The 26,910-nt window shown below is 72.5% G+C and carries 25 protein-coding genes, 2 tRNA genes, 1 other RNA gene and 1 pseudogene; 14 read left to right on the plus strand and 15 right to left on the minus strand.

The genetic code is table 11. The features are described 5' to 3' along the window. Positions 1–39: 39 nt before the first annotated feature. From ACQ452_RS27110 to ffs, 7 genes are all read right to left on the minus strand, one after another. Entirely contained in the window at positions 40–999 is a 960-nt protein-coding gene (locus tag ACQ452_RS27110; protein WP_433388487.1) for an ABC transporter permease, read from the minus strand. After that, the gene (locus ACQ452_RS27115; RefSeq protein ID WP_433388489.1) at positions 996–2,000 is read right to left on the minus strand and encodes an ABC transporter permease; all 1,005 of its coding nucleotides are present in this window, start codon (positions 1,998–2,000) and stop codon (positions 996–998) included. Before ACQ452_RS27115 ends, ACQ452_RS27110 begins: the two co-directional genes overlap by 4 nt. Before the next feature lie 77 nt (positions 2,001–2,077). Next, positions 2,078–3,742 (minus strand): ABC transporter substrate-binding protein, encoded by a 1,665-nt coding sequence (locus ACQ452_RS27120; protein WP_433388491.1) that lies wholly within the window; start codon positions 3,740–3,742, stop codon positions 2,078–2,080. A 321-nt stretch (positions 3,743–4,063) separates the two neighbouring features. Further along, entirely contained in the window at positions 4,064–4,657 is a 594-nt protein-coding gene (gene recR, locus ACQ452_RS27125) for a recombination mediator RecR (RefSeq protein WP_433388493.1), read from the minus strand. A 7-nt stretch (positions 4,658–4,664) separates the two neighbouring features. Next, entirely contained in the window at positions 4,665–4,973 is a 309-nt protein-coding gene (locus ACQ452_RS27130; RefSeq protein WP_433394441.1) for a YbaB/EbfC family nucleoid-associated protein, read from the minus strand. A 249-nt stretch (positions 4,974–5,222) separates the two neighbouring features. Further along, the gene (locus ACQ452_RS27135) at positions 5,223–8,177 is read right to left on the minus strand and encodes a DNA polymerase III subunit gamma and tau (RefSeq protein ID WP_433388495.1); all 2,955 of its coding nucleotides are present in this window, start codon (positions 8,175–8,177) and stop codon (positions 5,223–5,225) included. Between the two features lie 107 nt (positions 8,178–8,284). Then, positions 8,285–8,374: signal recognition particle sRNA small type (ffs, locus tag ACQ452_RS27140), an RNA gene on the minus strand. A gap of 82 nt (positions 8,375–8,456) precedes the next feature. On the opposite strand from ffs, the gene ACQ452_RS27145 reads away from it, so the two are divergent. Beyond that, positions 8,457–8,541: transfer RNA gene (locus ACQ452_RS27145), tRNA-Ser, on the plus strand. A gap of 161 nt (positions 8,542–8,702) precedes the next feature. On the opposite strand, the gene ACQ452_RS27150 is transcribed toward ACQ452_RS27145, so the two are convergent. After that, positions 8,703–9,065 carry an SCO4402 family protein gene (locus ACQ452_RS27150; protein ID WP_433388496.1) on the minus strand — a complete coding sequence of 121 codons (363 nt, stop codon included), beginning with the start codon at positions 9,063–9,065 and terminating at the stop codon, positions 8,703–8,705. Between the two features lie 86 nt (positions 9,066–9,151). Next, the gene (locus ACQ452_RS27155) at positions 9,152–9,400 is read right to left on the minus strand and encodes a flavin reductase (RefSeq protein ID WP_433388498.1); all 249 of its coding nucleotides are present in this window, start codon (positions 9,398–9,400) and stop codon (positions 9,152–9,154) included. A 310-nt stretch (positions 9,401–9,710) separates the two neighbouring features. On the opposite strand from ACQ452_RS27155, the gene ACQ452_RS27160 reads away from it, so the two are divergent. The 6 genes from ACQ452_RS27160 (at position 9,711) to ACQ452_RS27185 (ending at position 15,262) form a co-directional block, all read left to right on the plus strand. After that, positions 9,711–10,478 (plus strand): DUF5753 domain-containing protein, encoded by a 768-nt coding sequence (locus ACQ452_RS27160; protein WP_433388499.1) that lies wholly within the window; start codon positions 9,711–9,713, stop codon positions 10,476–10,478. Next, entirely contained in the window at positions 10,469–10,660 is a 192-nt protein-coding gene (locus tag ACQ452_RS27165) for a DUF397 domain-containing protein (RefSeq protein WP_433388501.1), read from the plus strand. The genes ACQ452_RS27160 and ACQ452_RS27165 overlap by 10 nt, the downstream gene beginning before the upstream one ends. A gap of 120 nt (positions 10,661–10,780) precedes the next feature. Further along, positions 10,781–11,395: a hypothetical protein gene (locus ACQ452_RS27170; protein WP_433388502.1), complete on the plus strand. Its 615-nt coding sequence runs from the start codon at positions 10,781–10,783 to the stop codon at positions 11,393–11,395. 32 nt (positions 11,396–11,427) lie between these two features. After that, the gene (locus tag ACQ452_RS27175) at positions 11,428–11,922 is read left to right on the plus strand and encodes a hypothetical protein (protein ID WP_433388503.1); all 495 of its coding nucleotides are present in this window, start codon (positions 11,428–11,430) and stop codon (positions 11,920–11,922) included. A 139-nt stretch (positions 11,923–12,061) separates the two neighbouring features. Then, positions 12,062–14,608, plus strand: coding sequence for a hypothetical protein (locus ACQ452_RS27180; RefSeq protein WP_433388505.1), 2,547 nt, complete (start codon positions 12,062–12,064; stop codon positions 14,606–14,608). Between the two features lie 102 nt (positions 14,609–14,710). After that, entirely contained in the window at positions 14,711–15,262 is a 552-nt protein-coding gene (locus tag ACQ452_RS27185; protein ID WP_433388506.1) for a DUF5872 domain-containing protein, read from the plus strand. A 171-nt stretch (positions 15,263–15,433) separates the two neighbouring features. Here ACQ452_RS27185 and ACQ452_RS27190 read toward each other — a convergent pair whose 3' ends face one another. Then, the gene (locus ACQ452_RS27190; protein WP_433388508.1) at positions 15,434–16,615 is read right to left on the minus strand and encodes a glycosyl hydrolase family 28-related protein; all 1,182 of its coding nucleotides are present in this window, start codon (positions 16,613–16,615) and stop codon (positions 15,434–15,436) included. Positions 16,616–16,868: 253 nt separating this feature from the next. Here ACQ452_RS27190 and ACQ452_RS27195 point away from each other — a divergent pair, with 253 nt between their 5' ends. Further along, positions 16,869–17,186 carry a hypothetical protein gene (locus ACQ452_RS27195; protein WP_433388510.1) on the plus strand — a complete coding sequence of 106 codons (318 nt, stop codon included), beginning with the start codon at positions 16,869–16,871 and terminating at the stop codon, positions 17,184–17,186. A 184-nt stretch (positions 17,187–17,370) separates the two neighbouring features. On the opposite strand, the gene ACQ452_RS27200 is transcribed toward ACQ452_RS27195, so the two are convergent. Next, positions 17,371–17,457, minus strand: a tRNA-Ser gene (locus ACQ452_RS27200). A 75-nt stretch (positions 17,458–17,532) separates the two neighbouring features. Between ACQ452_RS27200 and deoD the strand changes: the two genes are divergently transcribed. From deoD to ACQ452_RS27215, 3 genes are all read left to right on the plus strand, one after another. Further along, a complete protein-coding gene (gene deoD / locus ACQ452_RS27205) occupies positions 17,533–18,240 on the plus strand; it encodes a purine-nucleoside phosphorylase (RefSeq protein ID WP_433388511.1) in 708 nt (235 codons plus the stop codon). Positions 18,241–18,358: 118 nt separating this feature from the next. Then, positions 18,359–18,997 (plus strand): TetR/AcrR family transcriptional regulator, encoded by a 639-nt coding sequence (locus ACQ452_RS27210; RefSeq protein ID WP_433388513.1) that lies wholly within the window; start codon positions 18,359–18,361, stop codon positions 18,995–18,997. Next, positions 18,994–19,461, plus strand: a complete 468-nt coding sequence (locus tag ACQ452_RS27215) for an acyl-CoA thioesterase (RefSeq protein ID WP_433388514.1) — start codon at positions 18,994–18,996, stop codon at positions 19,459–19,461. Before ACQ452_RS27210 ends, ACQ452_RS27215 begins: the two co-directional genes overlap by 4 nt. 73 nt (positions 19,462–19,534) lie before the next feature. Here ACQ452_RS27215 and ACQ452_RS27220 read toward each other — a convergent pair whose 3' ends face one another. The 4 genes and pseudogenes from ACQ452_RS27220 to ACQ452_RS27235 all read right to left on the minus strand — a co-directional run. Further along, the gene (locus tag ACQ452_RS27220) at positions 19,535–19,987 is read right to left on the minus strand and encodes a nucleoside deaminase (RefSeq protein WP_433394443.1); all 453 of its coding nucleotides are present in this window, start codon (positions 19,985–19,987) and stop codon (positions 19,535–19,537) included. Between the two features lie 184 nt (positions 19,988–20,171). Next, positions 20,172–20,699, minus strand: coding sequence for a tRNA adenosine deaminase-associated protein (locus tag ACQ452_RS27225; protein WP_433388516.1), 528 nt, complete (start codon positions 20,697–20,699; stop codon positions 20,172–20,174). Positions 20,700–20,820: 121 nt separating this feature from the next. Next, the gene (locus ACQ452_RS27230) at positions 20,821–21,024 is read right to left on the minus strand and encodes a hypothetical protein (RefSeq protein ID WP_433388518.1); all 204 of its coding nucleotides are present in this window, start codon (positions 21,022–21,024) and stop codon (positions 20,821–20,823) included. 118 nt (positions 21,025–21,142) lie between these two features. Next, positions 21,143–21,505 (minus strand): annotated as a pseudogene (locus ACQ452_RS27235) (hypothetical protein); the annotation flags it as partial. Positions 21,506–21,866: 361 nt separating this feature from the next. On the opposite strand from ACQ452_RS27235, the gene ACQ452_RS27240 reads away from it, so the two are divergent. The 3 genes from ACQ452_RS27240 (at position 21,867) to ACQ452_RS27250 (ending at position 26,879) form a co-directional block, all read left to right on the plus strand. Continuing rightward, entirely contained in the window at positions 21,867–22,649 is a 783-nt protein-coding gene (locus tag ACQ452_RS27240) for a M23 family metallopeptidase (RefSeq protein ID WP_433388519.1), read from the plus strand. 172 nt (positions 22,650–22,821) lie between these two features. Next, positions 22,822–25,746, plus strand: coding sequence for a glycosyl hydrolase (locus ACQ452_RS27245; protein WP_433388521.1), 2,925 nt, complete (start codon positions 22,822–22,824; stop codon positions 25,744–25,746). 65 nt (positions 25,747–25,811) lie between these two features. Continuing rightward, entirely contained in the window at positions 25,812–26,879 is a 1,068-nt protein-coding gene (locus ACQ452_RS27250) for a PHP domain-containing protein (protein ID WP_433388522.1), read from the plus strand. Positions 26,880–26,910: the final 31 nt, after the last annotated feature.

Consider the following 26,910-nt stretch of genomic DNA (forward strand, 5'->3'; position numbering starts at 1 on the left):
TCGCAAGCTCACTCCTCGCGCTTCACACATCGAAGGGACCTACTTCCGCAGCTTCGGATCGAGTGCCTCGCGCATCGCCTCGCCGAGCAGCGTGAAGCCGAGGGCGGTGACGATGATGGCGAGGGCGGGCAGGACTGCCAGCCGGGGCGCGGCATCGATGTAGCGCTGCGCGTCGGCGAGCATCACACCCCACTCGGGGATGGAGGCGTCGTTGTTGCCGAGCCCCAGGAAGGAGAGCGCCGCAGCCTCGATGATCGCCGTGGCCAGGGTGAGGGTGGCCTGCACGATGACCGGGGCGAGCGAGTTCGGCACCACGTGGGTCAGCGCGATCTTCGGCTTCTTCACGCCCAGCGAGACCGCCGCCAGCACGTAGTCGCTGTTCGCCTGGGAGATCATCGAGCCGCGCAGCAGCCGGGCGAAGACCGGCACCGACACCACGCCGACCGCGATCATGACCGTGGTCAGGCCGGAGCCGAGCAGCGCGGCGATGCTGATCGCCAGCAGCAGGCTCGGCATGGCCAGCAGCATGTCGATGAAGCGCATCAGCACGTTGTCGACCGCCCGGCCCCACCGGCCGCCGAGGCCGGCGGCGGCACCGGCGACGCCGCCGATCAGCGAGCCGACGGCGAGGCCGATCAGGGTCGAGATCACCCCGACCAGCAGGGTCTGCCGGGCACCGACGATCATGCGGCTGAACTCGTCGCGGCCGATGTGGTCGACGCCGAACCAGTTCTCGGCCCGGGGGCCGGGGAAGTAACCGATGTTGTCCCGGATCTCGCCCTTCCAGAGCTGGGCGTCCGGCGCGTACGGGACGAGGAACGGCCCGACGAGCGCGACCAGCAGGAACAGGCTCAGGATCACCGCGCCGACGATCGCGGCCGGGTTGCGCCGCAGCCGGCGGAACGCCTCCTTCCAGAGGCTGACGCCACGCTCGTCGTCCCGGGCCGCCAGTTCGGAGAGCCGGTCGATCTTTTCCTTCTTGCTACTGGTGATCGTCATCGGACCCTCACCCTCGGGTCGATCAGGCTGTAGGAGAGGTCGACCAGGAGGTTCACCAGCACATACACCACCGCGATGATCAGGATGAAGCCCATCAGCACCGGATAGTCACGCTGGCTGATCGCCTCGTAGATGAAGGCGCCGATGCCACCGAAGGCGAAGACGGTCTCGGTGAGCACCGCACCGGAGAGCAGGCCACCGGTGAGCAGGCCGATCGAGGTGACCACCGGCAGCATCGAGTTGCGCAGCACGTGCCGGCTGCGAACGGTGCGCTCGGTCAGCCCCTTCGCCTCGGCGGTGCGGACGAAGTCCTCGTTGAGCACCTCCAGGACGCTGGCCCGGGTGATCCGGACGATGATCGCCAGGGGGATGCTGGCCAGCGCCACGGCCGGCAACACCAGGTGCCAGAGCGCGTCGGCGGCGGCGTCCCACTCCCGGGTCATCAGCCCGTCGAGGACGAAGAAGTTGGTGACCCGGGTCGCGCCGAGCGTCGGGTCCTGCCGGCCGCTCGCCGGGAACCAGCCGAGGTTCTCCGCGAAGATCGCCTTGAACACGTACGCGAGGAAGAAGACCGGGATGCAGATGCCGATCAGCGAGCCGCCGACCGAGAGATGGTCCAGCATCCGGCCGCGGCGGCGGGCCGCCAGGTAGCCCAGCGGGATGCCGAGCCCGACCGCGATCAGCATCGCCGTGACGGAGAGTTCCACCGTGCCGGGGAACCGTTCGATGAACTCGGTGACGACGCTGCGCTTGGTGGAGGTCGACGTGCCCAGGTCCAGGCGGAGCAGCCGCCGGACGAACCGGCCGTACTGCACCAGGATCGGCTCGTCGAGGCCCATGTTGCGCCGGATCGCGGCGCGCATCTCGGGCGTCCCACGCTCACCGAGGATGGCGGTCTCGGGACCACCGGGCAGTCGGCGAAGCCAGATGAAGAGCAGGAGGGAGAGCCCGAACAGCGTCGGTATCAGCTGAAGCAGGCGTCTGACGATGAACCGGAACACGGCGGCCTCGAAAGGGGTACGGAGGGTCGCGGGCGGACGCTGTCGAAACAGCGCCCGCCCGCGGTCGGAGCGTCAGGTCAGGACTTGAACTCGGCGGTGGCGAAACGCTCGTCGGTGAGCGGGCTCGCCTTGACCCCGGTCACGTCCTTGCCGAACACGATCGCCGGCGGCGAGTGCGACACCGGGACACCGGGCAGGAAGTCCATGATGGCCTTGTTGAGGGCCTTGTACTTCTCGGTGCGGGCTGCCACGTCCGCGGTGGCGTCCGCGTCCTTGAACTGGTCGAACAGGGCCGGGTTGTTGAAGCCCCACTCGGCCTTCTGGCGGTCGAACATGGTGCCGATGAAGTTGTAGCCGTCGCCGTAGTCACCGGTCCAGCCGAGGAAGTGGATGTCGTGCTTGTTGCCCGCGGTGGTGGCGTTCAGGTAGTCCGGGCTCCACTTGAGCGGGATGGCCTGGACGGTGACGCCGACCGCCTTGAGGTCTGCCGAGAGCAGCTCGAAGATGTCCTTCGGGTTCGGCATGTACGGCCGGGTGACCTCGGTGGGGTAGTGGAACCGCAGGGTCAGGTTCGTCGCGCCGGCCTCGGCCAGCAGCGCCTTGGCCTTCGCCGGGTCGTAGTTGTACTTGGTGACGTCGCCGTTCCAGCCCTCGACGGTGTCCGGCATGAAGTTGTCGGCGACCTTGGCGCCCGGGGGCAGCTTCGAGTCGACGAGAGCCTGCCGGTTCAGCGCGTGCGCGATGGCCTGGCGGACCTTCACGTCGGCGAGCTTCGGGTTCCCCTTCTGGTTGATGGCCAGGTAGAGGATGTTGAACGCCGGGCGGGTCAGGACGTTGAAGCCCTCGCCCTTGAGCGGCTCGACGTCGGCCGGGCCGACCAGGTCGTACCCCTGGATGTCGCCGGAGCGCAGCGCCTGCTTGCGGGCGTTCTCATCCGAGATGGTCTTGTAGATGAGGGTCTTCAGCTTCGCCTTGTCGCCGGCGTAGTCGTCGTTGCGCTCGATGGTGAGCGTCTTGTTGGCGACGTCCCAGGACTTGAACTTGAACGGGCCGGTGCCGGTCGGGTGCGCCGTGGCGTAGGCCGGGTACTTGATGTCCTCGGCGGTGCCGCCCACGTTGCTGGCGTCGTACTTCTCCAGCGCGGTCGGGCTGTGGATCGAGAACGACGGCAGCATCAGCGCGGCCGGGATCTTGCTGGAGACCCGGGTGAAGGCCAGGTCGACGGTGGCCGCGTCCTTGGCGGTGCAGGACTTGAAGAGGCTCGGCGGCAGGTCCGCGCTCTCGTTCTTGGCGAAGCCACCCATGACGTCCTGCCAGTACGGCGTCACGTCCGGGCTCTGCATGAGGCCCTTGGCGTTGTACCAGCGGTCGAAGTTCTTGCAGACCGCCTCGGCGTTGAACTCGGTGCCGTCGTGGAACTTGACGCCCGAGCGCAGCTTGAAGGTCCACGTGGTGCCCGCGGCGTCCGGGGTCCAGGTCTCGGCCAGGCCGGGGGTGACCTTGGTGCCGCCCTCCTCCGGGCGGACCAGGGTCTCGAAGACCTGACGCGCCACGCGCAGCGACTCACCGTCGCTGGCGAAGCTCGGGTCGAGCACCTTCGGGTCTCCGGCGACGCCGAAGACCATGGTGTCCTTCTTGCTACCGCCGGAGCTGTCGCCACGGTCGCTCTCGGCGCAGCCTGCTACCGCGAGAGCCGCGACCGCGATGGCCGCGATGGCAACCTTCGGCCTGGATGCACGCATGGGGTGCTTCACCTCGTCCTTCGGGGTACGAACAATCGTGGTGACAGGGGTCACCGAACGCCGTGACCTTAGCCCCCGTTCGGACCGACGGGAAACCATCGAGGAACCGGTTGGTATCGGATCGTGTCTTAAGCGAAGCGCCGCGCCCCGAAGGCCGCTCCAGACCGCCGCCAATGACGCGTTTGCGCCGCAATTGTCCGTTGCGGATTTGTTACATCGATCGTCGCCGGAATCGTCCACATGTCAGAACACCCGGGGGCGCGGAGACCCGGAAACGACGACGGCCGGCACCGGGAGTCCCGGTGCCGGCCGTGCGGCCACTCAGACGGCGCGACGCCCCTCGAAGGCCCGGCCGAGGGTGATCTCGTCGGCGTACTCCAGGTCGCCGCCCACCGGCAGGCCGCTCGCCAACCGGGTCACCGCGATGCCCATCGGCTTGACCATCAGCGCCAGGTACGTCGCGGTGGCCTCGCCCTCGGTGTTGGGATCCGTCGCCAGGATCAACTCCCGCACCGTGCCCGCACTGAGCCGGGTCATCAGCTCGCGGATGCGCAGATTGTCCGGCCCGATCCCCTCCAGCGGGTTGATCGCCCCGCCGAGCACGTGGTAGCGGCCACGGAACTCACCGGTCCGCTCGACCGCCACCACGTCCTTCGGCTCCTCGACCACGCAGAGCACCTCGTCGGTGCGGCGCGGGTCGCGGCAGATCCGGCACCGGTCGGACTCGGCGACGTTGTAGCAACTGGTGCAGAACCGCACCAGCTCCTTGACCTTGCGCAGCGCGCCGGCCAGCCGGTTGACGTCGGCCGGGTCGGCGGACAGGACGTGGAACGCGATCCGCTGGGCGCTCTTCGGGCCCACGCCCGGCAGCCGGCCCAACTCGTCGATCAGATCCTGGATGGCGCCCTCGTACATCTGCCGCTCAGAAACCGGGCAGGCCGAGGCCGCCCATGCCGCCGGTGACCGGACCCATCTTCTTCTCGGTCAGCTCCTTCGCCGCCTCGGCGGCGTTGTGCATGGCCGCGACGACGAGATCCTCCAGGGTCTCCACGTCCTCCGGGTCCACCGCCTTCGGGTCGATCCTGATCGACTTCAGCTCGCCGGTGCCGGCGACGGTCGCGGTCACCAGGCCACCGCCGGCGGTGCCGGTCAGCTCCGCCTCGGCAAGCTCGGCCTGCGCCGTGGCGATCTGCTGCTGCATCTTCTGCGCCTGCTTCAGCATCTGCTGCATGTTCGGCTGTCCACCTGGGCGCACGGATGGCTCCTTCTCGCACTCGTCTGCTCGGCCGCCACTGAGCCTATCCGCTGTAAGCAGCCTCGCCCCGCCCGGTACTTCCCTGCTCCGCCGGCCACCCGGGCGATCGCGGGGACGACCGGAGCGAAACGGGGAAAGGCCCCTGGAGGGGCCGTCTCGCACCAAGATTCCGCCCGTACCCGTCACCCGGCAGGCGTCCGCCACCGTGGTGGGGTCAGGCACGGGTCAGCGGGCGTCGACCTCGTTGATCTTTTCGGCGCCGAACACCTCGCGGAGCAGCCGTACCGCCTGTTCCTCGCTGGATTCCCGCGCCGTCCGCTCGTCGAGCACCTCGTCCAGCGGCTCGTCGCCCGGGTCGAAGCCCTCCAGGTTCGCAGCCGCCGGCCGGGCGTCCGGACGCCCGCCACCGCCGCGCACCGGGCCGTCGAAGTCGGGGTCGTAGGGCGGCTCACCGGCCCAGTCGGCATCCGCGGTCCTGCGGGCCGCCTGCCCCGCACGCGGGCCACGTCCGGCGGCAGCGGCCCGCGCCGCCGCGATGGCACTGCTCACCGGAGGCCCGGCGGGCGCGGCCCGCTGCGGCTCCGCCGAGGGACCAGCCGGCTTCGGTACGGCGGGCGCGCCGGTGGCCGTCGGCCGGCCGGCCGACGACGCGGCGGACCTGCCGACGGTCGGAGCGGTGGACGACGTGCCGCTGCTGGACGTGTCGGTGGCCGCCGTGCCGCCCGGTCGGGCCGGCTCCGGCCAGTCGTCCTCGCTGGCCGCAGCGGTCGCGGCGCCCCCCGGGCGGGCCGCCTCCGGCCAGCTCTCGTCACCGTCGGCGGCACCACCGGGACGGGCCGGCTCGGGCCAGTCCTCGGCCGCAGCGGTGGCGACAGCAGCAGCGGCAGACCCCGCACCTGCGGCCGGGCGACTCGATCCCCCTGCGGTACCACCACTGGCCGGACCACCCGGACCGGCGAAACCGCCGTCCACGCCGTCGCCACCCGGGCCACCAGACCCGCCGGCCACCCCGCCCCGCGGAGCACCGCCGTTCGAAGCAGCGCCGTTCGAAGCAGCGCCGTTCGAAGCAGCGCCGTTCGAAGCAGCGCCCTGGGAAGCGCCGATGTTCGGAGCACTGCCGCTAGACGCAGCACCGTTCGGAGATGCAGCGCCGTCGGGCGCCCCGCCGTGCGGCGCGGCACCGGTGTCCGGGCCGGCAGCGGGCGGGCCACCCTGCGGGTGGCTCCGGCCGCCGGGCGGATCCCCGCTCGGGCCGCCACCGGTCGCGCCGGCCGGCGGCTGCGGGGTGGGGGCCGTGGGCGACGGGGACGCCGGACGGGCTGCGGCGGAGCGGGCGGGCCCACCGAGTGACACGCCACCGCGTTCGCCGGCCACCTCGCAGCGGATCTGCCAGCGCCCGCCCAACTCCTCGTAGAGCGCGTCGGTGAGCACCTGAGCGTGGTCGGCCATCATCTTCGCCAGTACCGACGACTTCACCGTCACCACGAGCGTGTCGCCGTCGAGGTCGCGGACCACGGCGTCGCGCATCAGCGCCGCGATCCGCTTGTTGGTCCGGTTGACCTTGCCGACCACCTCGGGCCAGACCCGGCGTACCGCGACGGCGTCCAGCTCACCTGTCGCTCGCGCCCCGGGCCGGGGCGGGGCGGGAGTGGCCGGGTCGGGCATCACCGCCGACGGTGACGGCACCACCCGGTGGGGCGCACCAGCAGCCGGTTCGGCCACCGCCGGCGAAACCGGCGCAGCGGCCGGGAACGCCGGAGCACCGCCCGTGACGGTGGGGGACGTCGGGGTGCCGCCCGCACCGACCGGGGACGGCGGAGCACCGCCCGCGCCCGCAGGGGACGTCGGAGTGGCCGTCGCCGCGCCGTCCGGGCTGCCGGCGGATCCCGTGGAGGCGGGCGCGCCGGCGACGTCGGCCGATCCACCGGGGGCATACGCCTGGTGGGCGGGGTCGGGGCGTACGGCAGGAGGAGCGGCGACCGGCGCGGGGCCGGCGGCGGCAGGCGGCGCGTCGGTGCCGGCGAGGGTGAGCCGGCGCTCCATGCGTTCGAGGCGCTGGAGCAGGCCACCGGTGGAGTCGTCGGCACCGGGCAGCAGCATCCGGGCGCAGATCAGCTCCAGCAGCAGCCGGGGTGCGGTGGCGCCGCGCATCTCCACCAGGCCGTTGTGCACGATGTCGGCGCAGCGGGACAGCGTCGCCGGGCCGAGCCGCTGGGCCTGGGCGGCCATCCGCTCGATCTGGTCGGACGGGCCGTCGATCAGGCCCTTGGTGGCGGCGTCCGGCACCTGCTGGAGGACGATCAGGTCGCGCAGCCGCTCCAGCAGGTCGGACGCGAACCGGCGCGCGTCGTGCCCCGCCTCGGCGACCCGGTCGACTGTCGCGTACGCGGTCGCGCCGTCCCCGGCGGCCAGCGCGTCGCACATCTCGTCGATCAGGGCGGCGTCGGTCACCCCGAGCAGGGCGGTGGCCCGGGAGTAGGTGACCCCCTCCGGGCCGGCCCCGGCGATGAGCTGGTCGAGCACCGAGAGGCTGTCCCGCATGCTGCCGCCACCGGCGCGCACCACCAGCGGAAAGACCGCCGGCTCGACGGCGACCCCCTCCGTCTCGCAGAGCTGCTCCAGGTAGGGGCGGACCACCTTCGGCGGGATCAGCCGGAACGGGTAGTGGTGGGTCCGCGACTTGATCGTGCCGAGGACCTTCTCCGGCTCGGTGGTCGCGAAGATGAACTTGACGTACTCCGGCGGCTCCTCGACCAGCTTGAGCAGGGCGTTGAAGCCGGCCGACGAGACCATGTGGGCCTCGTCGATGACGTAGATCTTGAAGCGGCTCTTGGCCGGCGCGAAGATCGCCTTCTCGCGCAGCTCGCGGGCGTCGTCGACGCCACCGTGGCTGGCCGCGTCGATCTCCAGCACGTCGATCGAGCCGCCGTCGGTGGCCAGTTCGCGGCAGGAGTCGCACTGCCCGCACGGCTCCGGGGTGGGGCCCTGCTCGCAGTTGAGCGAGCGGGCCAGGATCCGGGCGCTGGAGGTCTTGCCGCAGCCGCGTGGGCCGGAGAAGAGGTAGGCGTGGTTGAGCCGCCCGCTGCGCAGCGCCTGCGACAGCGGCTCAGTGACGTGCTCCTGCCCGATGACCTCGGCGAAGGTACGCGGCCGGTACTTGCGGTAGAGCGCCAGTGCCACTCGTCCCGCCTCCTCTCGACCGAGCCATTCTGCGCCGGTCGGGCGCGGGTGACCACCCACCACCCCGTGACCCGGCCCGCAGGGACGTTACCTGGCCCCGGAGACAAAAAGGCCTCCCGTGCACCCGGCAGAGCCCGCTTATCCTTGCTGCCTTCCGGCCCTGGGGAGGTTCACGAGATACCGCCGCACGGGAGGTGATCCCCACCCTACCCGACGGCCGGTCGATCTTCAGGGGGTGGTGGGGTGGCCGGTCCGCCCGGGACCTGTATCCTCGTCTGCGGAGGATTCGCCTAGAGGCCTAGGGCGCACGCTTGGAAAGCGTGTTGGGTTTACACCCTCACGAGTTCGAATCTCGTATCCTCCGCTCGCTGAGCAGCACGAACGACAGGGTCGGCCCCACGGGGACCGGCCCTGAGTCGTCCCTACGGTCGCTCTCGTCGCACCTGCGCCGCTCCGGCCCGTCCAGCTGCCCGCCGCTCGGTGGCCGCGTCCCGTGGGTGTAGAGCCGTGGACCGCTGTTCCCGTTCAGGGTCGGGCTGGGGCTCTGCCGGCCATGAGTTGATGAGTTCCGGTAGCGGCCTGGGCGAGTTCGGGCCATCTGGGGTGAGTCAGGTAGTGCTCGTCGGGGGCGGTGGGGCCGAGTTCGTCGAGGATGGCCAGCAGGGGCTCGAGTGTTGCGCTGACGGCCTCGGCCCCGCTGGTGTCGGCGAGGACAGTTCCGATGTCGTCGCGGGGGTGGCGGTCGTCCCAGAACGTGTCGTCGACGAGCCAGTGCACGGCTTCGGTCAGACCGGGCCACGACCTGACACCGTGGGGCTGCAGGGTCGCGAGGATGGACAGGGCATTGATGATGTCGGACCTGCGGTCAGGCCGGGCGATGGCAGTCATGTGTGTCAGCTCCTACCCCTCTGCACCAGCCATGATGCCCGTCACGGCGTGCCCGGAGACGCCGCGCCGTCGGGGTTAGCGCGTCGTCACGCGCGGGCGCGCGCCCAGGAGAGGAACCGGTCGGCCAGGTGGGCCGGGCTCACGTCGGGATCCAGCGCGGCGAGTTCCTCGACGGCCTCGGCCTGGAGGGTCGCCAGGTGGACGGTGAGCGCGGCGCGGTCGTGGCGGTACTCGCCGAGCAGGCGTAGCTTCGCCGCCGAGCAGGGCCACGCGATGCCGCACACCCGGCAGCGCCACGTCGGCCGGCTCGGCGTGTGCTCGCGGCGGCGGCTCACCGCGACCCCGACCCGCCCGGGTCGACGCCGGTGGGCGCCGGCTCGCTGCTCGGGACTGGGGTGCGACGGGTACGCACGGGCGGTACCTCCTCGGCGGCTCGGCAGGGGTCCCGGTGGGGACGGGAGGGGGTTGGAGCGGGCCGCCCCCGTCCTCCCCGCCGGGGCGGCCCACGACTGACGCCGACCGCCGGGCTCCTTCGCCTCCACCGGCCGCGCCGTCTTCGCACCCCAACATGCCGGTAGTAAGCAGACAGATACAGCCCGTAGGGCTATGGTGCCCAGATATTTGGGACGTCCGATGGGAGGACCCGTGAACGACGCGCTACGGGTGGCGCTCAGCGACACCGGGCACACGATCGAATCCCTCGCCGGGACCGTCAGTGTCGACCCCAAGACGGTCGGGCGCTGGTTGACCGAGGACCGCATCCCGCACGCCCGGCACCGGCTGGCCGCGGCGGAGGCCCTCCGTCGGGACGTTTCGGACATCTGGCCGGACACTTCGAGACGTCGTGACCCGATCTGGTTCCGTCCCTGGCAGGAGATCGAGCGCGAGGCGGTGTCGCTGCGGTCGTACGAGTCGGTGGTGTTGCCCGGCCTGCTCCAGACCGAGGCCTACGGCCGGGCCGTGCTGACCGGCGGCGGCCTCTTCCCCCGGGGCGACGTCGAGCGGCACCTGGCGTCCCGGCTCGCCCGCCAGGGCATCCTCCGGCAGGACGAGCCGCCGCTGTTCACGGCGGTGATCGACGAGGCGGTGCTGCGCCGGCCGGTCGGCGGCCGGGCCACCATGTGCGAGCAGCTCCGGGCCCTGGTCGCGGCGTGCGCCGAGCCGCACGTCCGGGTGCACGTGGTGCCGTCGTCCGTCGGCGCGTACGCCGGCCTGAACGGGCCGTTCGTGCTCGCCGACAGCCGCGACCACCGCCTCGCCGGCTACCTCGACAACCAGCTCCAGGGCCAACTGGTTAGCGACCCGGGCGACATTGCCGCCATGATGACTGCGTGGGAGAACGTGCGCGGCGAGGCGCTCTCCCACTGGCAGTCTGTCGATCTCATCACGGAAGTGGCGGAGTCATGGAGCTGAATGGCGCGCGGTGGCGCAGGAGCACCCGCAGCAGCGGCAACGGCGGCAACTGCGTCGAGGTCGCCGACAACCTGCCCGGCGTCGTCGCCGTGCGGGACTCGAAGGACCCGGCCGGCCCGGCGCTCGCCTTCGCACCGGCGGCGTGGCGCGCGTTCGTCGCCACCGTCGCCGAGCGCCCCTGACCTGGGTCCGCCGACGTCAGAGACGCGCCCGGCGCGGCGGCGGGAGCAGCCCGCACGCCGGCCCGCTCCGGACGTCGTACACATGTTCCATCCACAGGCTGTGGACGGCGGAGGGCTTCCATGGGTTACCAGCTCAGCGCGGTGGTCGCGGACGCCGAGTTGCTCCGCGAGCAGACCGCCGACCTCGACCACGCGGTCCTCGGTGAGCTGCGTCAGGACTTCGCGTTGCTGCCGGCCACCCCGCAACTGGTCGAGGAGCTGACCGGCGCGCCACCCGACTACTCGGTGACGGAGCGGTCGGCGGAGGAGCCGTTCGGCCTGGTGTTCTCGGCGGCGCTCACCGAGGTCCTCGCGCGCTGGTCCCGGTCGGGCCCGGTGGCATACCTGGAGGCGGAGTTCGCCGGCGGGGCCGGCTACCAGTCGGCGCTGGTGTGGCTCGGCGGCGGGGTGAGCTGGGGGCCCGCGTTCGACCACCGCCTCGACGGGCCGCGCCCACAGTGGCCGGTCAACGCCGCGCTCATCCGGCTCGGGGTGGAGCCCGGCGCGTGGATCGACCCCTTCGCCGAGCTGGGCCTGCACGTCGAGCGGAGCACCGCCGGATGGCTGGCGCACGGGCGCCGGCGGCTGAGCGCGGACTACTGGGACGAGCTGGCCGAGGAATGGGAAAACCGGCAATCTGCCGGTGGGCAGCAACCTGAGCGCCCCGGTCCCGTTGGGGACTGGGGGATTCCATGAAATTGCGACAATTTGCTTTTATCGCGGCGCTGATGACGGCTGCCTGGGTTTCGGGCAGCGGGGCGCACCCGCCGTCGACGGGGCTGGGCGGCCGGCCCGTCGGGGTCGTCGAGGTGGTCGACCTCAACGGCCTGCGCGACGTCGAGTTCGGCGACACCGAGACCGAGCTGAGCCGGCGGGGCATCCTGCGCTCCGACGTCGACGCCTGCGGCCCGACGCTCGTCGGGTACGACGCGACCAGCCCGATCTTCGTCGGCGACCGGCTGGTGCTGCTCTGGCTCGGCGAGGCGACGCGCACCCCGCAGGGGGTCACCGCGGGCATGGCGATCGGACAGGCCCGCGCCCGGTATCCGGCCGCCCGCGAGCTGGACGCCCCACAGGGGATGTACCGGCTCGACGGGCTACTGGCCCGGCACGGCGACCGCGCGTACCTCTTCCTGCACGACGGCCGGGCGGTCAAGAAGATCATCGTCGGATACGCCGACTGGGCCCAGCGCCTCTTCCACGAGGGCCACAGCCCCTGCTGACACGCCCGGGAAGCTGATTGCCCGGTCATCGATGCCCGTGGAATCATCTGGCTGCCGCGCAGATCGCACGGCACCACACGGGGGAGTCGACGTGAGATCATCCCTGCCTGCGCGCCCGAAAAGTCCCAGTAAGAAACGGTTGGCCCTGGTCGGGGCGGCTGTCGCCGCGCTGGCCGCCACCGTCCTGATCGGCCCGGGAGCGGCCTCGGCGGCCCCGGCGCCGAACCCGGCCGCCGCGACACCGGCCAACGCCGGTCCGACGCCGACCGTCGCCGAGCCGACCGCCCCGCCGAAGGCCCCCGCCCCGCCCACGCCCGCCGCCCGGAAGGCCCCGGCCCCGGAAGCGTCCGCCGCGCCGAAGGCCCCCGAGACGTCCGCCGCGCCGAAGGCCCCGGCCACCAACGGGTCCACGCGCCCGGGTGGCCGCCCCGCGGCGTCGACCACCGGGACCGGTGGCTGCGGCGGCACGCTCGCCCTCGGCAGGATCGTGACCTGCCCGGCCGTCTCCGGCGAGGAGCGAAACGTCTGGTCGTTCACCACCACTGTGGCCTCTGACCTGGTCATCGGCCGGCTGACCCAGGTGTCCGGGGAGGGCGTCAGCGCCGAGTTGCACGGCCCGGACGGCACCTACCACTGCTACCTCTCCAGCTATGGCAGCGAGTGCCGCCTCGCCGCCGCCGGCACCTACACGATCACCGCGTACGTGTACTACGGCTCGGGCACCGGCAGCTACCGGCTCTCGGTCGAGTCGACCCGGCGGCCGTCGACGTGCACGGCCCTGCCAACGAGCGTCTTCTCCTTCGCCTCCACCGGCCGCACCGGCACCCTGCCGGCCGGCCTGGCGGCGCGCTGCTTCTCGTTCAACCAGCCCACCGGCACCGTGCTGCACATCATGGACCCGGGCGGCAGCGGCGACATCCGGGGGGAGATCCTGGACGCCGCCCACCAGCCGATCTGCCGGGCGGACGGCACCAACCAGTGCACCCTGAGCCAACCGGGACCGTACCGGCTCTTCCTCCAGGAGTTCTACGGCGCGCAGAGCAACTACACGCTGCGGATGCCCCGGCTCTCGAACCCGGTCGGCTGCCCCGTGGTGCCGCTGGTCGCCTTCGGTGACCCGGGGGCCGCCGTCGGCTCCGCGACCATCCAGCACGACGGTTACGCCTGCCACAAGCTGACGACCACCACCGCCGGCGCGGTCGCGGTCCGCTTCAACCGATACCACGACCAGTACCTCAACTGGGCTGTCCACAACGCCGCGGGCCAGCAGATCTGCGACGAGTACACGAACTCCCGGCACTGCCCGCTGCCCGCCGCGGGTTCCTACACGCTGCTGGTCAGCAACGACAACGACTCGCACGAGGCCTTCACCTACCAGGTGGCGGTGACCGCGCTGCACAGTGCCGCCCGGTGCGCCGCGACGACCGCGACGACCTGGGAGCAGCCGGCCCTCCTGGTGCACCAGACCTCGGGTGTGCAGACCAACTGCCAGCCGTTCCAGGGCGAGGCGGGCGACCGGGTCATCGCATACCGGGCACCGACCGCCTACAACGACCTGTCGATGTGGCTGGTCGACCAGGCGGGCACCCCGCTGTGCACGGAGTGGTCGGAGGAGGACGGCTGCGTGCTGCCCGCCACCGGCACGTACCGCATGGTCAGCTTCCTGCACTGGTGGGAGACCGACAGCACCGACCTGACGTACGCGCTCCAGGTCCGCCGGCTGTCGGCGGCCGTCGGCTGCCCGACGATCACGCCCGGCAGCTACGGCGCGGCGCCGGCCGGGTCCCTCGGCGGCATCCGCTGCCGGACGCTGGACATCGCGGCGGCGGGCGACTACCTCGTCCAGGCGGTACGCGCCGACAACCGACCCGACTACGCCCAGGTGTACGACGCCGCCGGGTTGCGGGTCTGCGCGAACGCCCACTGCCAGTTCGGGGCGCCCGGCCGCTACACGATGGTGCTGGCCGGCAACGTCACGACCAGGGTGATCGACAACGACGTCGAGTACGCCGTCGCCCTGCTGCCCAAGGCCCCCTCGGGCTGCACGCCGGTCTCCGACGCCCACGGGCAGCCCCCGCACCAGGGCACCTTCGCCGCCGCCGGTCAGTACGACTGCCTGCAACTGCCCAGCCCGGCCGGCGCCCGCGTGGTACGCCTACAGGCCGGCGACGCGACCGGAGCGGCCAGCCCGGAGATCACCGTCGTGGACGCCACCGGCGCCTACGTCTGTGACATCTACAGCCTGCGCCAGTACAGCTGCGAGCTGACCGGTACCGCGCCGTTCTCGGCCGTGCTCAGCGCCCCCGGCGAGGCCCCGACCGGCGCGTACGCGGTGGGCTTCGCGCGGGTCGACGGCCCGCCGGCCTGCCCGGTGCTCCCCCAGGACGCCACGGGCACCGACGTGACGACGGGTGCGGGCTCGTTCGCGGCCTGCTTCGCCATCCCCGCCGACCAGCACGCGGCCCAGGAGACCTTCACCTGGACCCGGACCTCGGGCACCGGTCGCGCCCGCCTGTCGGTCCTCGACGCGACCGGCGTGCGCTACTGCGGCCCGACCGGCTACGCCGTCACCCGGACGATCACCTGCACGCTGCCGGTGGGCCCGGTGACTGTGCTGCTGGAGACGGACGGCGTCGACGCCACCTACCAGCTCACCCACCGCGACGGCACCCCGCCGACCGCATGACCCGCTGACGGGCCGGCCAACCCGGCCGGCCCGTCAGCCGCACCCCCGGGCGGGTCACGTCGCCGGCCGCATGGCCCTCCCGGCGCCGGGTAACCGCCGGACATGGCGCGATACACGAAGCCCGAACTCAGGGAGCAGGTCAAGGAGGAGATCAAGGCCTCCGACAAGGGCGGCAGACCGGGGCAGTGGTCGGCGCGCAAGTCGCAACTGCTCACCCAGGAGTACAAGAAGCGCGGCGGCGGCTTCGAGGGCCCGAAGGACGAACGCCAGAAGTCCCTGCAACGCTGGGGCAACGAGCACTGGCAGACCAGGGACGGCGACGCCCGCGCGCGCAAGGCGGGCGAGACGGGCCGCTACCTGCCCGAAAAGGCCTGGGACCAGCTCTCCGAGAAGCAACGGCGCGAAACCGACGCCAAGAAGCGGAAGGCGTCGAAGTCCGGCAAGCAGTACGTCGCCAACACCGGGCCGGCCAAACGCGCCCGCCGCAACGCCACGTCGGCCGAACGGCTCTCGGAACTGCCGGTCGCCGAGGCGGCCAAGCTCGTCGGCGGCCTCGACACGGGCCAGCTCAGGACGGCGCTGCGGCAGGAACGCGACGGGAAGGCACGGAAGACGCTCATCCAGCGGCTGGAGTCGACCCTCGCCCGGCGCTGACCGGCGTCGGAAGCCACCGCACCCTGGCCGGCCCCGCGCAGCGCCGGTGCGGCCCCCACCCAGACCGGGGCAACTTCCGGCAGGCACCTCGTCTGCTGGACCGCCCCCGCGGGTCGTCGTGCGGTCGAAGGGCCGACCCCACCGGGTCGGCCCTTCGACCTACCTACCCAGTCAGCCGAGGACCGAGACCGACGAACCGGCGCCGACCGTGCCGGTGATCAGGCGCTGGAACGGCGTGGGCCGGCCCGCTCCGGTGACCAGCCGCACGGAGAGGAAGTCGACGCCGGCGGCCAGGTACAGGGCGCACCGCATGCCCGGATCCGTGCTCACGATCCACTTCGCGCCACCGTTGGACCGCTGGAACGCGCCACCCTCCAGGCTCACCGCGGAGGCGGCCACGTAGAAGCCGGCAGATTCCGAGTCAGTGCCGGTGCTGCCGCGCCCGGTCGAGTCGGCGGTGCAGCCGGAGAGCGTCGCGTTGGCGGCGCGGATCTCGAAGCCGTTGCCGATGGTGTCCTGGGCTTCGCAGCCGACGACTGTCGCACGCGCGGAGTCGATCCGGAACGCGGGGGCGGAGGCGGCCGCGGTGCCGATGCCGTACGCCTTGCTGCCCCACATCTTGATGTTGCCACCCCCGAGGAGGTAACCGCCGCCCGCACAACCCTGGGCCGAGCATCCGCTGACGAATCCGTCCGACGCCTGGAAGTTGTACGCCCAGCCACCGGCCTTCTCGACCCGACAGTCGGTGATCTTGAACTCCCGCTGCCCGCCCGCGTACGTGCCGCCGAGGAAGAACCCGTCGCCGGTGGTCCGGGTGACGAAGACCCGGGTCAGCCACGGTGCCGGGTCCGGCCCGTACGAGGCCGGTTCGGCGTTCATCTGGAAGTTGACCCCGTTGGCCACCCGGTTCACGCCGTCGAGCCCGATGTCGGTCACGCACTGCCGGCTCGCGCCCGCGTGGGTGCCGGACCACGGGTTGACCACCAGGGCCGCCCCGTTGAAGCCCGCGGCCGCGGTCAGCAACGTGACCAGCGGACCGGCACCGATCAGGGCCTGCTTGTCACCGAGCACCACCGGGGCCTTGAGGGCGTAGCTGCCGGGGGCGACGTAGACGGCCCGCCGGCTGCTCGTGCCCAGCGCCGCGTTGATGGCGGCCTGGGCGCCCAAGGTCTCGTCGACCTCGAACGTGGCACCGGAGCCCGCCGGGCCGACCCAGGGGATGGCGCCGGTGGTGGCGAGAGCGGCGGCCTGGGCGGGCGTGACGCCTCCCAGCATCGGCGCGGCCACGGCCGCACCAGCGGTGACCGCCGCGGCCCGGAACAGTTGGCGGCGCTGTGAACGCTTCTCCTGCATGCTTCCTCCTGAGGGTGGACCGACCTCGTTCAGGCAGGTCGAAGTGAGGATGGGCACGAGAAAGCGGAGCGGCCGACGACCACCCCCGGCGCGTGCGCCGGGGGTGGGTGGTGCCATCTCCGTCTGGACTCCCCCGTGGAGACGCCGTCTCGGGCGCCATCGGAGGTCATCATTGCAATGAATCGACGATCCGTGTGTCCCTCGCCCAACCGGAGTTGGCTCGCCGTGCCAACGTCGACACCGACAACGACCAGTGCTGGAGCGGCCCCTGACCGTCCGAGTGCGCGCGCTCGCGCGGAACCTCGCGGGCGCCGAACCAGATCCACGTGCCCGCGCTGACACGCTGCTGAACTGGCTGGGGCGACTTCCGTATCCCACGGAGGCGCTGTGGGGAGAAGGCGCGCTCGTACGTCGACTGCTGGCCACGCTGCCTGAGTCGAGCATCACCACGGCAGCGGCCACAGGCGAGCCGACCGTGGCACTGGGTGCGCTCAACTGGGCAGTTCACCAGCCGGATGACAGCACGATCGCCACCGCCATTGCGCCCACCCTGCGCCGCTTGCTGCCCTGACGGCAGTCGGCAGGGCCGCTTACGGCGCACTTCGGGGCCGATCGCAGCCGGCAGTGCAGGGGCGCCATAGGATCCGCGGCTAGGCCCTGCTGGCGTAGACCACGACCGAGACCGTACTCAGGCCACAAGACGGAACGCCTGGCAGGCCCGTTCGGGACTGCCAGGCGTTTAGCCTGTTTAGCGGCGGTGGCGGAGGGATTTGAACCCTCGGAGGGCGTTAACCCTCACACGCTTTCGAGGCGTGCTCCTTAGGCCACTCGGACACGCCACCGCCGAGAAGGGTACAGGACCCCGGGTTCGGACGCCGAACCGGTATGCCCGGCACCGGCCTGGCAGGATCGTTGCCATGAGTACGCACATCGGCGCAAAGCCGGGAGAGATCGCCGAGCGGGTCCTGATGCCGGGCGACCCGCTGCGGGCCAAGTGGATCGCGGAGACCTACCTCGAGGGCGCGCGGTGCTACTCGACGGTCCGGGGCATGCTGGGCTTCACCGGCCGCTGGAACGGCGTCGAGGTCTCCGTCCAGGGCTCCGGCATGGGCATGCCCTCCGCCTCCATCTACGCCCACGAGCTGGTCAACGACTACGGCGTGAAGAGCCTGATCCGGGTCGGCTCCTGCGGCGCCCTCACCGAGGATCTGCGGCTGCGCGACGTGATCGCCGCGATCGGCTCGTCCACCGACTCCAACATGAACCGGATGCGCTTCGACGGGCTGATCGACTACGCCCCGGTGGCCGACTTCGGGCTGCTGCGTACGTCGGTCGAGGTGGCCGAGCGGCGCGGCATCTCGATGCGGGTCGGGCCGATCCTGGCGGCGGACGCCTTCTACACCGACCGCCCGGATCTCTACGACCGCCTCGCCGAGTACGGCGTGCTGGCCGTGGAGATGGAGTCGGCGGCGCTCTACACGATCGCTGCCCGGTTCAAGGCCCGCGCGCTGACCCTGTTGACCGTCAGCGACCACATCAAGACCGGCGAGAAGACCACCTCCGAGGAGCGTGAGCAGACCTTCAGCCAGATGGTCGAGATCGCCCTGGACACGATCATCGCCTGACCCGTCGTCGGCTTCGTCGCCGCCCGTCATCCTGCGATGGCGGGCGGCGTCCTGTTTCGTGACCGACGTCACTCCTGAATAAATACGAACGGTCGTTCTTTTTTATTAGCCTCACCCCATGACAGTCGACGGACGCGTCGCGCGGGGCGACCGGACCCGCGCCGCCGCACTGGACACCGCCGTGGTCCTCGCCACGGAGGTCGGCCTGCACGGGCTCTCCCTCGCCCAGCTCGCCGACACGCTCGGGGTCAGCAAGTCCGGCCTCTTCGCGCACTGGGGGTCCAAGGAGGCCCTCCAGCTCGCCACGGTCGAGCGGGCGGTGCAGCAGCAGCAGGAACGGATCATCCAACCGGCCCTGCGCGCCCCCCGGGGCGTACGGCGGCTGTGGGCACTGCACGAGGCCCGGATCGACTTCTTCGCCGCCCGGGTGCTTCCCGGCGGCTGCTTCTTCGCCAGCGCCGACTTCGAGTACAACGCCCGGCCCGGCCCGGTCCAGGACCGGCTCGCCGACGTGTTCGGCCGATGGACCGCCTTCCTCGAACACCTCGTCGGCGAGGCGGTCGCCGCCGGCGAGCTGCCCGCCGACGTGGACGTCCCGCAACTGGCGTACGAGATCGACGCGCTGGGGATGGCCGCCGCGGTGCGCTCCCGGCTGCTGGACCCCGACGCCGCCTACCGGCACGCCCGCCAGGGTCTGCTGAACCGCCTGCGGGCGCTGTGCCCCGATCCGACCCTGCTACCGGAAGGCATCTCATGAACCCTGCCACCGTCGACCAGCCCGCCGTGGAGCTCGGTCGCGTCGCGCACGTCGCCGTGCACTTCGACGACCTCGACGCGTTCGGCCTCCTGCACAACGCCCGGTACGCGGTGCTGCTCGAACGGGCCCTCACGGGATACTGGGCGGAGCACGGCGTCTCCTTCCAGGGCGGGCGGCGCAGCTCTCCCGACGTGTTCCACGCCGTACGCGAGTTCACCATCGCCTACCACACCCCGGTCACCGGCACCGGGCCCGTGGCGGTGCACTTCTGGCTCGACCACTTCGGCACCAGCAGCGCCCGCTACGGCTACCGGTTCCACTCGGTGGACGGGGGCACGGTGCACGCGGAGGGTGTGCGGGCGATCGTCCGGCTCGACCCGGCGACCCTGCGCCCCGCCCCGTGGACCGACACCGCCTGCGCGGTGGCCGCAACCCTGCTCCGGCCCGCCCCGACCAGCGCCTGAGCGCCGAGCGCCCCGCCCGAGGTGTCAGGAAGGGCACCTTCGCATACCGCAGAAGTTGACAAGGTGCCCTTCCTTACGCCCGGAAGAAGGCGCGCAGCACGGCGGCGGTCTCCGGTTCCAGGACGCCGCCGTAGACCTCCGGGCGGTGGTTGAGCCGGCGGTCGCGCAGCACGTCCCACAGCGAGCCGGCGGCCCCCGTCTTGGGCTCCCACGCGCCGAAGACCACCGTGGACACGCGGGCCAGCACCAACGCGCCCGCGCACATCGTGCAGGGTTCCAGGGTGACGACCAGCGTGCAGCCGTCGAGTCGCCAGCGGCCCAGCCGCTCGGCGGCCCGGCGCAACGCCAGCACCTCGGCGTGCGCGGTCGGGTCGCCGGTCAGCTCCCGCTCGTTGCGGCCGATCGCCAGTTCCGTGCCGTCGGGGCCGTAGAGCACGGCGCCGACGGGGATGTCGTCGACGCCGTCGGGGCCCGCGCCGCCGGGGCTGTCCGGGCCGGTCACGGCGACCGTCAGGGCGCGGCGCATCCACAGCTCGTGCCGCTGTCGCCGGCCTTCGCCGTCCGGGTCGGCCAGCCCTTCGCTGGCGCCGGGGCCGGCCCGGCCGGGCGCGCCCGGGGTCGGCTGCCCGGGGCGTACGGTGCCCAGCGTCAGGTCGGTGGCGTCGGCCGGCTCGGCACCGCCCGCCCCCGCCCGGCCCGGACCGGTGGGCTCAGACCTCACGCAGTTCCTCGACCTGGTCGACGCAGCCCAGCACCTGGCACACCTCGATGGTGACGTCGGCCGGCATCATGCCCTCCTGCGCGCTGAGGTTGAGCAGCTTCTGCGCGGGGATGCCCAGGTCGGCCAGGAGGTCGGCCTCGCCGACGGGGTCGGCCTCCGGGTCGACGGCGGGCTGTTCGGTGTCCTCGTCGCCGCGACCGGCCGGGCGGGGCTCCTCGACGTCGTCCAGCCCCGTCACCGAGGTCTTCAGGTCGCCGACCAGCAGCGCGCCCAGCCGGGACTCCTCGGCGAAGGCCGAGTCGGAGCCGAAGACCCGCAGGTCCTCCCCCTCGTCCAGGCGCATGATCACCAGGTACGCGTCGTCCGCCTCGACGAAGAGCAGCGACAGGTCGGCGTCCTGGTCGACGTCGCGCAGTCGGTCGGCGACGTCCTCGATGTCGGTGACGCCGCGTAGGTTCACCTCGGCGGCCGTCCAACCACTTTCGTCACGCACGACGGCCGCAGCGAAGTACGACACCGTTCCCCCAAAATGCCTCGGCAGGCCGACCCGTTACGCGTGCACGTTAGCCCGTCGGGTCGGCGGGTGACCGGTCAACGCCCCGAAGGGCCGGTCAATCCTGGGGAAAGTGTGCCGGTCGTCAGCCGGCGACCCGGCGGCGGGTGGCGATCAACTCCCGCAGCCGCTCGCTGCGCACCCGGTGCGGCCGTACGCGCTGGCGTACCGCCCGCGCTCCCGCCAACTCGGCGAGGAGCTGCTGGCGACGACGATTGCGCTCGGGGTCGAGCCGCGGAACGGTCCAGGCCATACCGCCGAGGGTGCCGAGTTCGGGCGGCCACGTCAAGGCGCGATCCGCTGCGCAGCCGGCCCACCACTCAGCGCAGCGGCCAATGGGGCGCAACCGGGCCGAAGCGCTCCCGCCCCGCCTTCGCCCGGCGGGAGGGCTGGCCGGGGGAAGGCGTTCACCAGAGCGGCCAGTCTCCGCTCGACGCCCACCGTGCCGCCACGATGGCGGCGGCGATGCTCCACCCGCCGGCGGTGACGATGGCGGCCCCGGTGGCGACGCCCCGGTCGCCGGCGCGGACCAGCAGCAGCGCGGCCAACCAGGCCAGCCCCCCGCCCACCAGCGTCCACCAGGCGTAGCCGGACACACCGTGGCCGAGCAGCCCGAACAGGACCAGCCAGGCCGTGGCCATGACGGCGCCGGTCGCGACGCCCGCGCCCGTGACGGGGTGCGGTTCGCGGTAGGTGGGCCGGGTCGGCGGGCCGGACGGGAAGAGCCCCGAGGGGACGCGCGGGAGCGGCCGGAACCCGGCGGACGGGTCGAACGGCGGCGGCGCGAGTCCGGCCGGGTGGCCGGGCGGGAAGTTGGCCGGGTGGCCGGGCGGGAAGTTGGCCGGGTGGCCGGGCGGGAAGTTGGCCGGGTGGCCGGGCGGGAAGTTGGCCGGGTGGCCGGGCGGGAAGTTGGCCGGGTGGCCGGGCGGGAAGTTGGCCGGGTGGCCGGGCGGGAAGTTGGCCGGGTGTCCGGGCGGGAAGTTGGCCGGGTGGCCGGGCGGTGCCGGTGGGAGCCCGGCGGGCGGTGGTGGCCGGGATCCGTCGGGTGGGAAGGCGTACCGTCCGGTCGTCACCGATCCCCCTCCTGCCGTCGGCCTCGTCCCACCGTACCGACTCTGTCAGGATGACCGGATGCCCTCGCCGACGATCGGACGCCGCGCGCGGGCGGCGTACCCCGTCCTGCTGCTGCTCTTGCCGGTGCTGGCCGCCGGCTGCGCGACGACCCGGCCCCGGCCGGCGCCCGACGCGGCCGGCGCGAGCCCGCCGGCGACGGCGGGGCAGCCGGTGGCGACCCCCGGCGGCGCCGCCGGCCCGGTTGGCACCGCCGACCCACGTGGCACCGCCGCACCGAGTGGCGCCGCCGCACCGACCGGCTCGCCGGCACGCGCCGGGCTGCCGCACGTCTTCCCGGTACGCGCGACGAACGTCGACTACCACCCGACGCACTCGGCCTACCCGGGGACGGACATCTTCGCCGACTGCGGCGAGCCGGTCGTGGCGGTGACCGACGGCGTGCTCCTGGAGGTCAGCCGCGTCGACCGGTTCGACAGGCGCGGGCCGCGCGGGCCGCACAACGGCGGGCTGTCGGTGTCGCTGCTCGGCGACGACGGGGTGCGCTACTACGGCTCGCACCTGAGCCGGATCGCCGACGGCGTCGACGCCGGGGTGCGCGTGCGTGCCGGGCAGCGGCTCGGCGAGGTGGGCCGGACCGGGAACGCCAACAACGTCTGTCACCTGCACTTCGGCATCTCCCCGCCGTGTGACGGCCGGGACGGCTGGTGGATCCGGCGGGGCGTGGTCTGGCCGGCGCCGTACCTGAACTCGTGGCGGCGCAAGGGCAACAAGGAACCGGCCGCCGAGGTGGCCGCCTGGCACCGGCGGCACGGCTGCCCGAAGGCGCCCGCGAACGGCTGACGAACCGCGCCCATTTGTCGTCATCAGTGGTTCATCGCGGGGAAACATTGACGGATGTCTCGACGCTCGGCTAGCGTCCCGTCCGAAGAGAGCGCTCTCTGACGCAACTTTCCTCACAAAACCCCCGAAGATCGCGCCCGGCCCCGACCGGCGCTCCCCGACCGGAGGCACTGTGACACCTCGCGCGACACGCCGCACCTGGGCCGTGGCGGCCACCTCCGCCCTGGCCCTCGCCCTCGGCGGCCTGGCCGTCGTCACCACCACCCCCGCGCAGGCCGCCACCGTCGGCGCCGGCAGCTACACCACCGACCGCGTCGGCCCCCTGCCCACCGGCTGCGGCGACATGACCAACAACCCCCGGCAGTTCGCCACCGCCGACGCCCCCGCCGGGGCGATCCCCACCAACGACTGGTGGTCGTCGCTGCTGTGGAAGCGGACCAACTGCACCTACAGCGAGCCGCTGCACGCGCACCCGGTCTCCTACCAGCCCTTCGGCGACGGCCTCGGCCTCTCGGCCACCTCCACCCCCACCATCAGCGGCACCGCGACCGGCGTCGGCGAATACAAGTACGCCTACGCCGAGGACATCCGCGTCGGCATCGCCGCGCTCGCCGCCCCCGTCGTCAAGGTCGACGGCTGGACCGACTGGACCGTCACCCCGTACTGGAACGACGGCCCCCGGACCATGCGGGCCACCATCGGCCACGGCCTGCCGTTCGCGTACTTCCGCACCAGCGGCGGCGACGCCCTGATCAACGCCACCGGCGGCGGCGCCACGGTCTGGTCGAACAGCGGCGCCACGATCGGCTTCACCGTCCGGGGCCACGACTACGTCGCGTACGCGCCCACGGGCGCCACCTGGTCCGTCAACGGCACCCGGATCACCTCCAACCTGGCCGGGCGGGGCTACTTCTCGGTCGCCCTGCTGCCCACCACGCCGAGCACCGGCGCCACGGCCCGCGCCGAACTGGCCGCCACCTACGGCCAGTACGCCCACGCCCACGTCACCGGCACCCGGGTCGCGTACGCGTACGACCCGGCGAGCAGCACCGTGAACACCACGTACGCCTTCACCACCACCGCCCGGGAGGGCAGCGCGAACCGGACGGTCGTCAGCCTCTACCCGCACCAGTGGCGGGCGCTGACCGGCGCCACCCCGCTGACGCCCACCTACCCGTCGGCGCGCGGCCGGATGAAGGTGCTCGCCGGCGTCGACCAGTTCCGCACCTCGATGAAGTTCCAGGGCGTACTGCCGGAGGTCCCCGCCGTCGCCACCGGCAACGGCGCGGACCTGACGACGCTGCGCAGCCAGCTGGCAGCGGTCCGGGGCAACCCGATGGACCAGCGCGGTGGCGACACCTACTGGACGGGCAAGGGCCTGGGCCGGGCCGCCCGGCTCGCCGAGATCGCCGACCAGGTCGGCGACGCCGAGACGCGTACCGCCGCGCTGAACGCCATCCGCGGCACGCTCAACGACTGGCTCACCGCCACCCCCGGGGAGACCGAGGGCGTCTTCCACTACGACCGCAACTGGGGCACCCTGATCGGCTACCCGGCCTCCTACGGCTCCGACCAGGAACTCAACGACCACCACTTCCACTACGGCTACTACATCGCCGCCGCCGCGACCCTGGCCAAGTTCGACCCGACCTGGGCCCGGCAGGACCAGTACGGCGGCATGATCGACCTGCTGATCCGGGACGCCAACAACTACGACCGCGCGGACAACCGCTTCCCGTACCTGCGCGACTTCGACATCTACGCCGGGCACGACTGGGCCGCCGGGCACGGCTCGTTCCACGCCGGCAACAACCAGGAGTCCTCGTCCGAGGGGATGAACTTCGCCAACGCCCTCATCCAGTGGGGGCAGGCCACCGGCAACACCGCCGTACGCGACGCCGGCATCTTCATCCACACCACGCAGGCCGCGGCGATCCACGAGTACTGGTTCGACGTGACCGACGAGAACTACCCGGCGGCGTTCGGGCACTCCACGGTCGGCATGGTCTGGGGCGACGGCGGCGCGTACTCCACCTGGTTCAGCGCCGACCCGGAGATGATCCAGGGCATCAACATGCTCCCCGTTACCGGCGGGCACCTCTACCTGGGCCACCACCCCGCCTCCAACCGGGCGAACTACCAGGAGCTGGTACGCAACAACGGCGGGGAACCGACCGTGTGGCAGGACATCCTCTGGCAGTTCCTGGCGCTCGGCGACCCGGACGCGGCGCTGGCGAAGCTGCGCGCCAACCCCGGCTACACCCCCGAGGAGGGCGAGAGCCGGGCGCACACCTTCCACTGGGTCCGCAACCTCGCCGCCCTCGGGCTGGTGCAGACCGGGATCACCGCCAACCACCCGCTGGCCTCGGTGTTCCAGCGCAACGGCGCCCGCACCTACGTGGCGAGCAACATCACCGCCGCGCCGCTGACGGTCACCTTCTCCGACGGCACCCGGCTCGACGTGCCCGCCGGGAAGACGGCGACCAGCGGGGCGTACGCCTGGAGTGGCGGCACCGCGACCGGCGGGGTCATCGGCAACCCGCCGCCCACGACGCCCCCGCCGACCACCCCGCCGCCCACCACCGCCCCGCCGACGACCCCGCCGCCCACCACCCCGCCGCCCTCGTCGGACCTCCCCACCCGGTACCTGCTGCCCGGCGGCGGACTCGGCGCGGCCGGCGGCCCGGCGACCAGCACGGTCGCCGGTGCGGGCGGCACGAACCGCGACGGCACCCCGACGAACCCGCAGGTGTTCACCGCGACGGGCCTCGACCTGACGTACGGCGGCGGGCAGAGCGCCTTCGACCTCTCCCTGGACGCCGGCAGCGCCGTCGGCAACGGGGTGCAGGTGCGGATCTCCTACGACCTGACCGGCAACGGCAGTTGGGAGCGGGTGGAGACCTACCGCTACTTCGCCACCGACCCGGTCCCCGGCTACGAGCGCTACACCCAGCAGAGCGGCCTGCACTCCGCCACCGGCACCCTCGGCAACCTGTCGAACGGCACCGTGCGGGTGGAGGTCTGGTCGGCGATCGGGAACCACCCGAGCACGCTCGGCATCGGCGACCGGTCGCTGGTGCGGCTGCCGCACTCCTGATCCCGTGCGCCTGTGCGCCGCCGGTCGTCTCCCGACCGGCGGCGCACAGGCGTATTTTCCAAGGCATGAGCGCCCGCGACCCCATCGCCGACCTGCGTCGGATCGCCTTCCTGCTGGAACGGGCGAACGAGGCGACCTACCGGGTGCGGGCCTTCCGGTCGGCGGCCACGGCCCTGGCCGCCCTGCCGGCTGGGGAACTCACCGAGCGGGCCCGCACCGGCAAGCTCACCGAGCTGCCCGGGGTCGGCGACGTCACGGCCCGCTGCGTTGCCGAGTCCCTCGCCGGCGAGGAGCCGGTCTACCTGCGCCGGCTGCTCGCCACGGAGGGCACCGACCTCGACGCGGCGGCCACCGCGTTACGTACCGCCCTGCGCGGCGACTGCCACACCCACTCCGACTGGTCCGACGGCGGCTCACCGATCGAGGAGATGGCGCTCGCGGCGGTCGAGCTGGGCCACGAGTACGTGGTGCTGACCGACCACTCGCCCCGGCTCAAGGTGGCCCGGGGTCTGACCGCCGACCGGCTGCGCCGGCAGCTCGACCACGTGGCGAAGGTCAACGAGGCGCTGCCGGAGGGCTTCCGGATCCTCACCGGCATCGAGGTGGACATCCTCGCCGACGGGTCGCTCGACCAGGACGACGAGCTGCTGGCCCGCCTCGACGTGGTGGTCGGCTCGGTGCACAGCGGCCTGAACGACGAGCGGGCGAAGATGACGCGCCGGATGCTGACCGCGATCGCCAACCCGCACCTGGACATCCTCGGCCACTGCACGGGCCGGATGGTGGCGTCCCGCCCGGCGGGGGTGAAGGGGCCGGGCGACCGGGCACACCGGCCGCGTACCCGGGCGGAGAGCGACTTCGACGCGGACGCCGTCTTCGCCGCGTGCGCCGAACGAGGGGTCGCCGTCGAGATCAACTCACGGCCGGAGCGGCAGGACCCGCCGAAGCGGCTGATCCGCCGGGCGCTGGAGGCGGGCTGCCACTTCGCCATCGACACCGACGCGCACGCCCCCGGCCAGCTCGACTGGCAGCGCTTCGGCTGCGAGCGCGCCGCCCTGTGCGCGGTGCCCGCCGACCGGGTGGTCAACACCTGGTCCGCCGACCGGCTGGTCGACTGGGCGCGGGGGCGCTGAGCCGGCGGGGTCGCCACGCCCCGGGTGGCGC

The organism is Micromonospora sp. KLBMP9576 (assembly GCF_050941805.1).
Lineage (GTDB): Bacteria > Actinomycetota > Actinomycetes > Mycobacteriales > Micromonosporaceae > Micromonospora.

Excerpts from the sequence above, each read along its gene's own strand:
- ACQ452_RS27250 (WP_433388522.1), top strand. The coding sequence starts at position 25,812 with ATGAGCGCCCGCGACCCCATCGCCGACCTGCGTCGGATCGCCTTCCTG.
- ACQ452_RS27190 (WP_433388508.1), bottom strand. The coding sequence starts at position 16,615 with ATGCAGGAGAAGCGTTCACAGCGCCGCCAACTGTTCCGGGCCGCGGCG.
- ACQ452_RS27175 (WP_433388503.1), top strand. The coding sequence starts at position 11,428 with ATGACGGCTGCCTGGGTTTCGGGCAGCGGGGCGCACCCGCCGTCGACG.
- ACQ452_RS27220 (WP_433394443.1), bottom strand. The coding sequence starts at position 19,987 with ATGCGCCGCGCCCTGACGGTCGCCGTGACCGGCCCGGACAGCCCCGGC.
- ACQ452_RS27170 (WP_433388502.1), top strand. The coding sequence starts at position 10,781 with ATGGGTTACCAGCTCAGCGCGGTGGTCGCGGACGCCGAGTTGCTCCGC.
- ACQ452_RS27120 (WP_433388491.1), bottom strand. The coding sequence starts at position 3,742 with ATGCGTGCATCCAGGCCGAAGGTTGCCATCGCGGCCATCGCGGTCGCG.
- ACQ452_RS27150 (WP_433388496.1), bottom strand. The coding sequence starts at position 9,065 with ATGACTGCCATCGCCCGGCCTGACCGCAGGTCCGACATCATCAATGCC.
- ACQ452_RS27130 (WP_433394441.1), bottom strand. The coding sequence starts at position 4,973 with ATGCAGCAGATGCTGAAGCAGGCGCAGAAGATGCAGCAGCAGATCGCC.
- deoD (WP_433388511.1), top strand. The coding sequence starts at position 17,533 with ATGAGTACGCACATCGGCGCAAAGCCGGGAGAGATCGCCGAGCGGGTC.
- ACQ452_RS27165 (WP_433388501.1), top strand. The coding sequence starts at position 10,469 with ATGGAGCTGAATGGCGCGCGGTGGCGCAGGAGCACCCGCAGCAGCGGC.
- ACQ452_RS27240 (WP_433388519.1), top strand. The coding sequence starts at position 21,867 with ATGCCCTCGCCGACGATCGGACGCCGCGCGCGGGCGGCGTACCCCGTC.
- ACQ452_RS27210 (WP_433388513.1), top strand. The coding sequence starts at position 18,359 with ATGACAGTCGACGGACGCGTCGCGCGGGGCGACCGGACCCGCGCCGCC.
- ACQ452_RS27185 (WP_433388506.1), top strand. The coding sequence starts at position 14,711 with ATGGCGCGATACACGAAGCCCGAACTCAGGGAGCAGGTCAAGGAGGAG.
- ACQ452_RS27110 (WP_433388487.1), bottom strand. The coding sequence starts at position 999 with ATGACGATCACCAGTAGCAAGAAGGAAAAGATCGACCGGCTCTCCGAA.
- recR (WP_433388493.1), bottom strand. The coding sequence starts at position 4,657 with ATGTACGAGGGCGCCATCCAGGATCTGATCGACGAGTTGGGCCGGCTG.
- ACQ452_RS27215 (WP_433388514.1), top strand. The coding sequence starts at position 18,994 with ATGAACCCTGCCACCGTCGACCAGCCCGCCGTGGAGCTCGGTCGCGTC.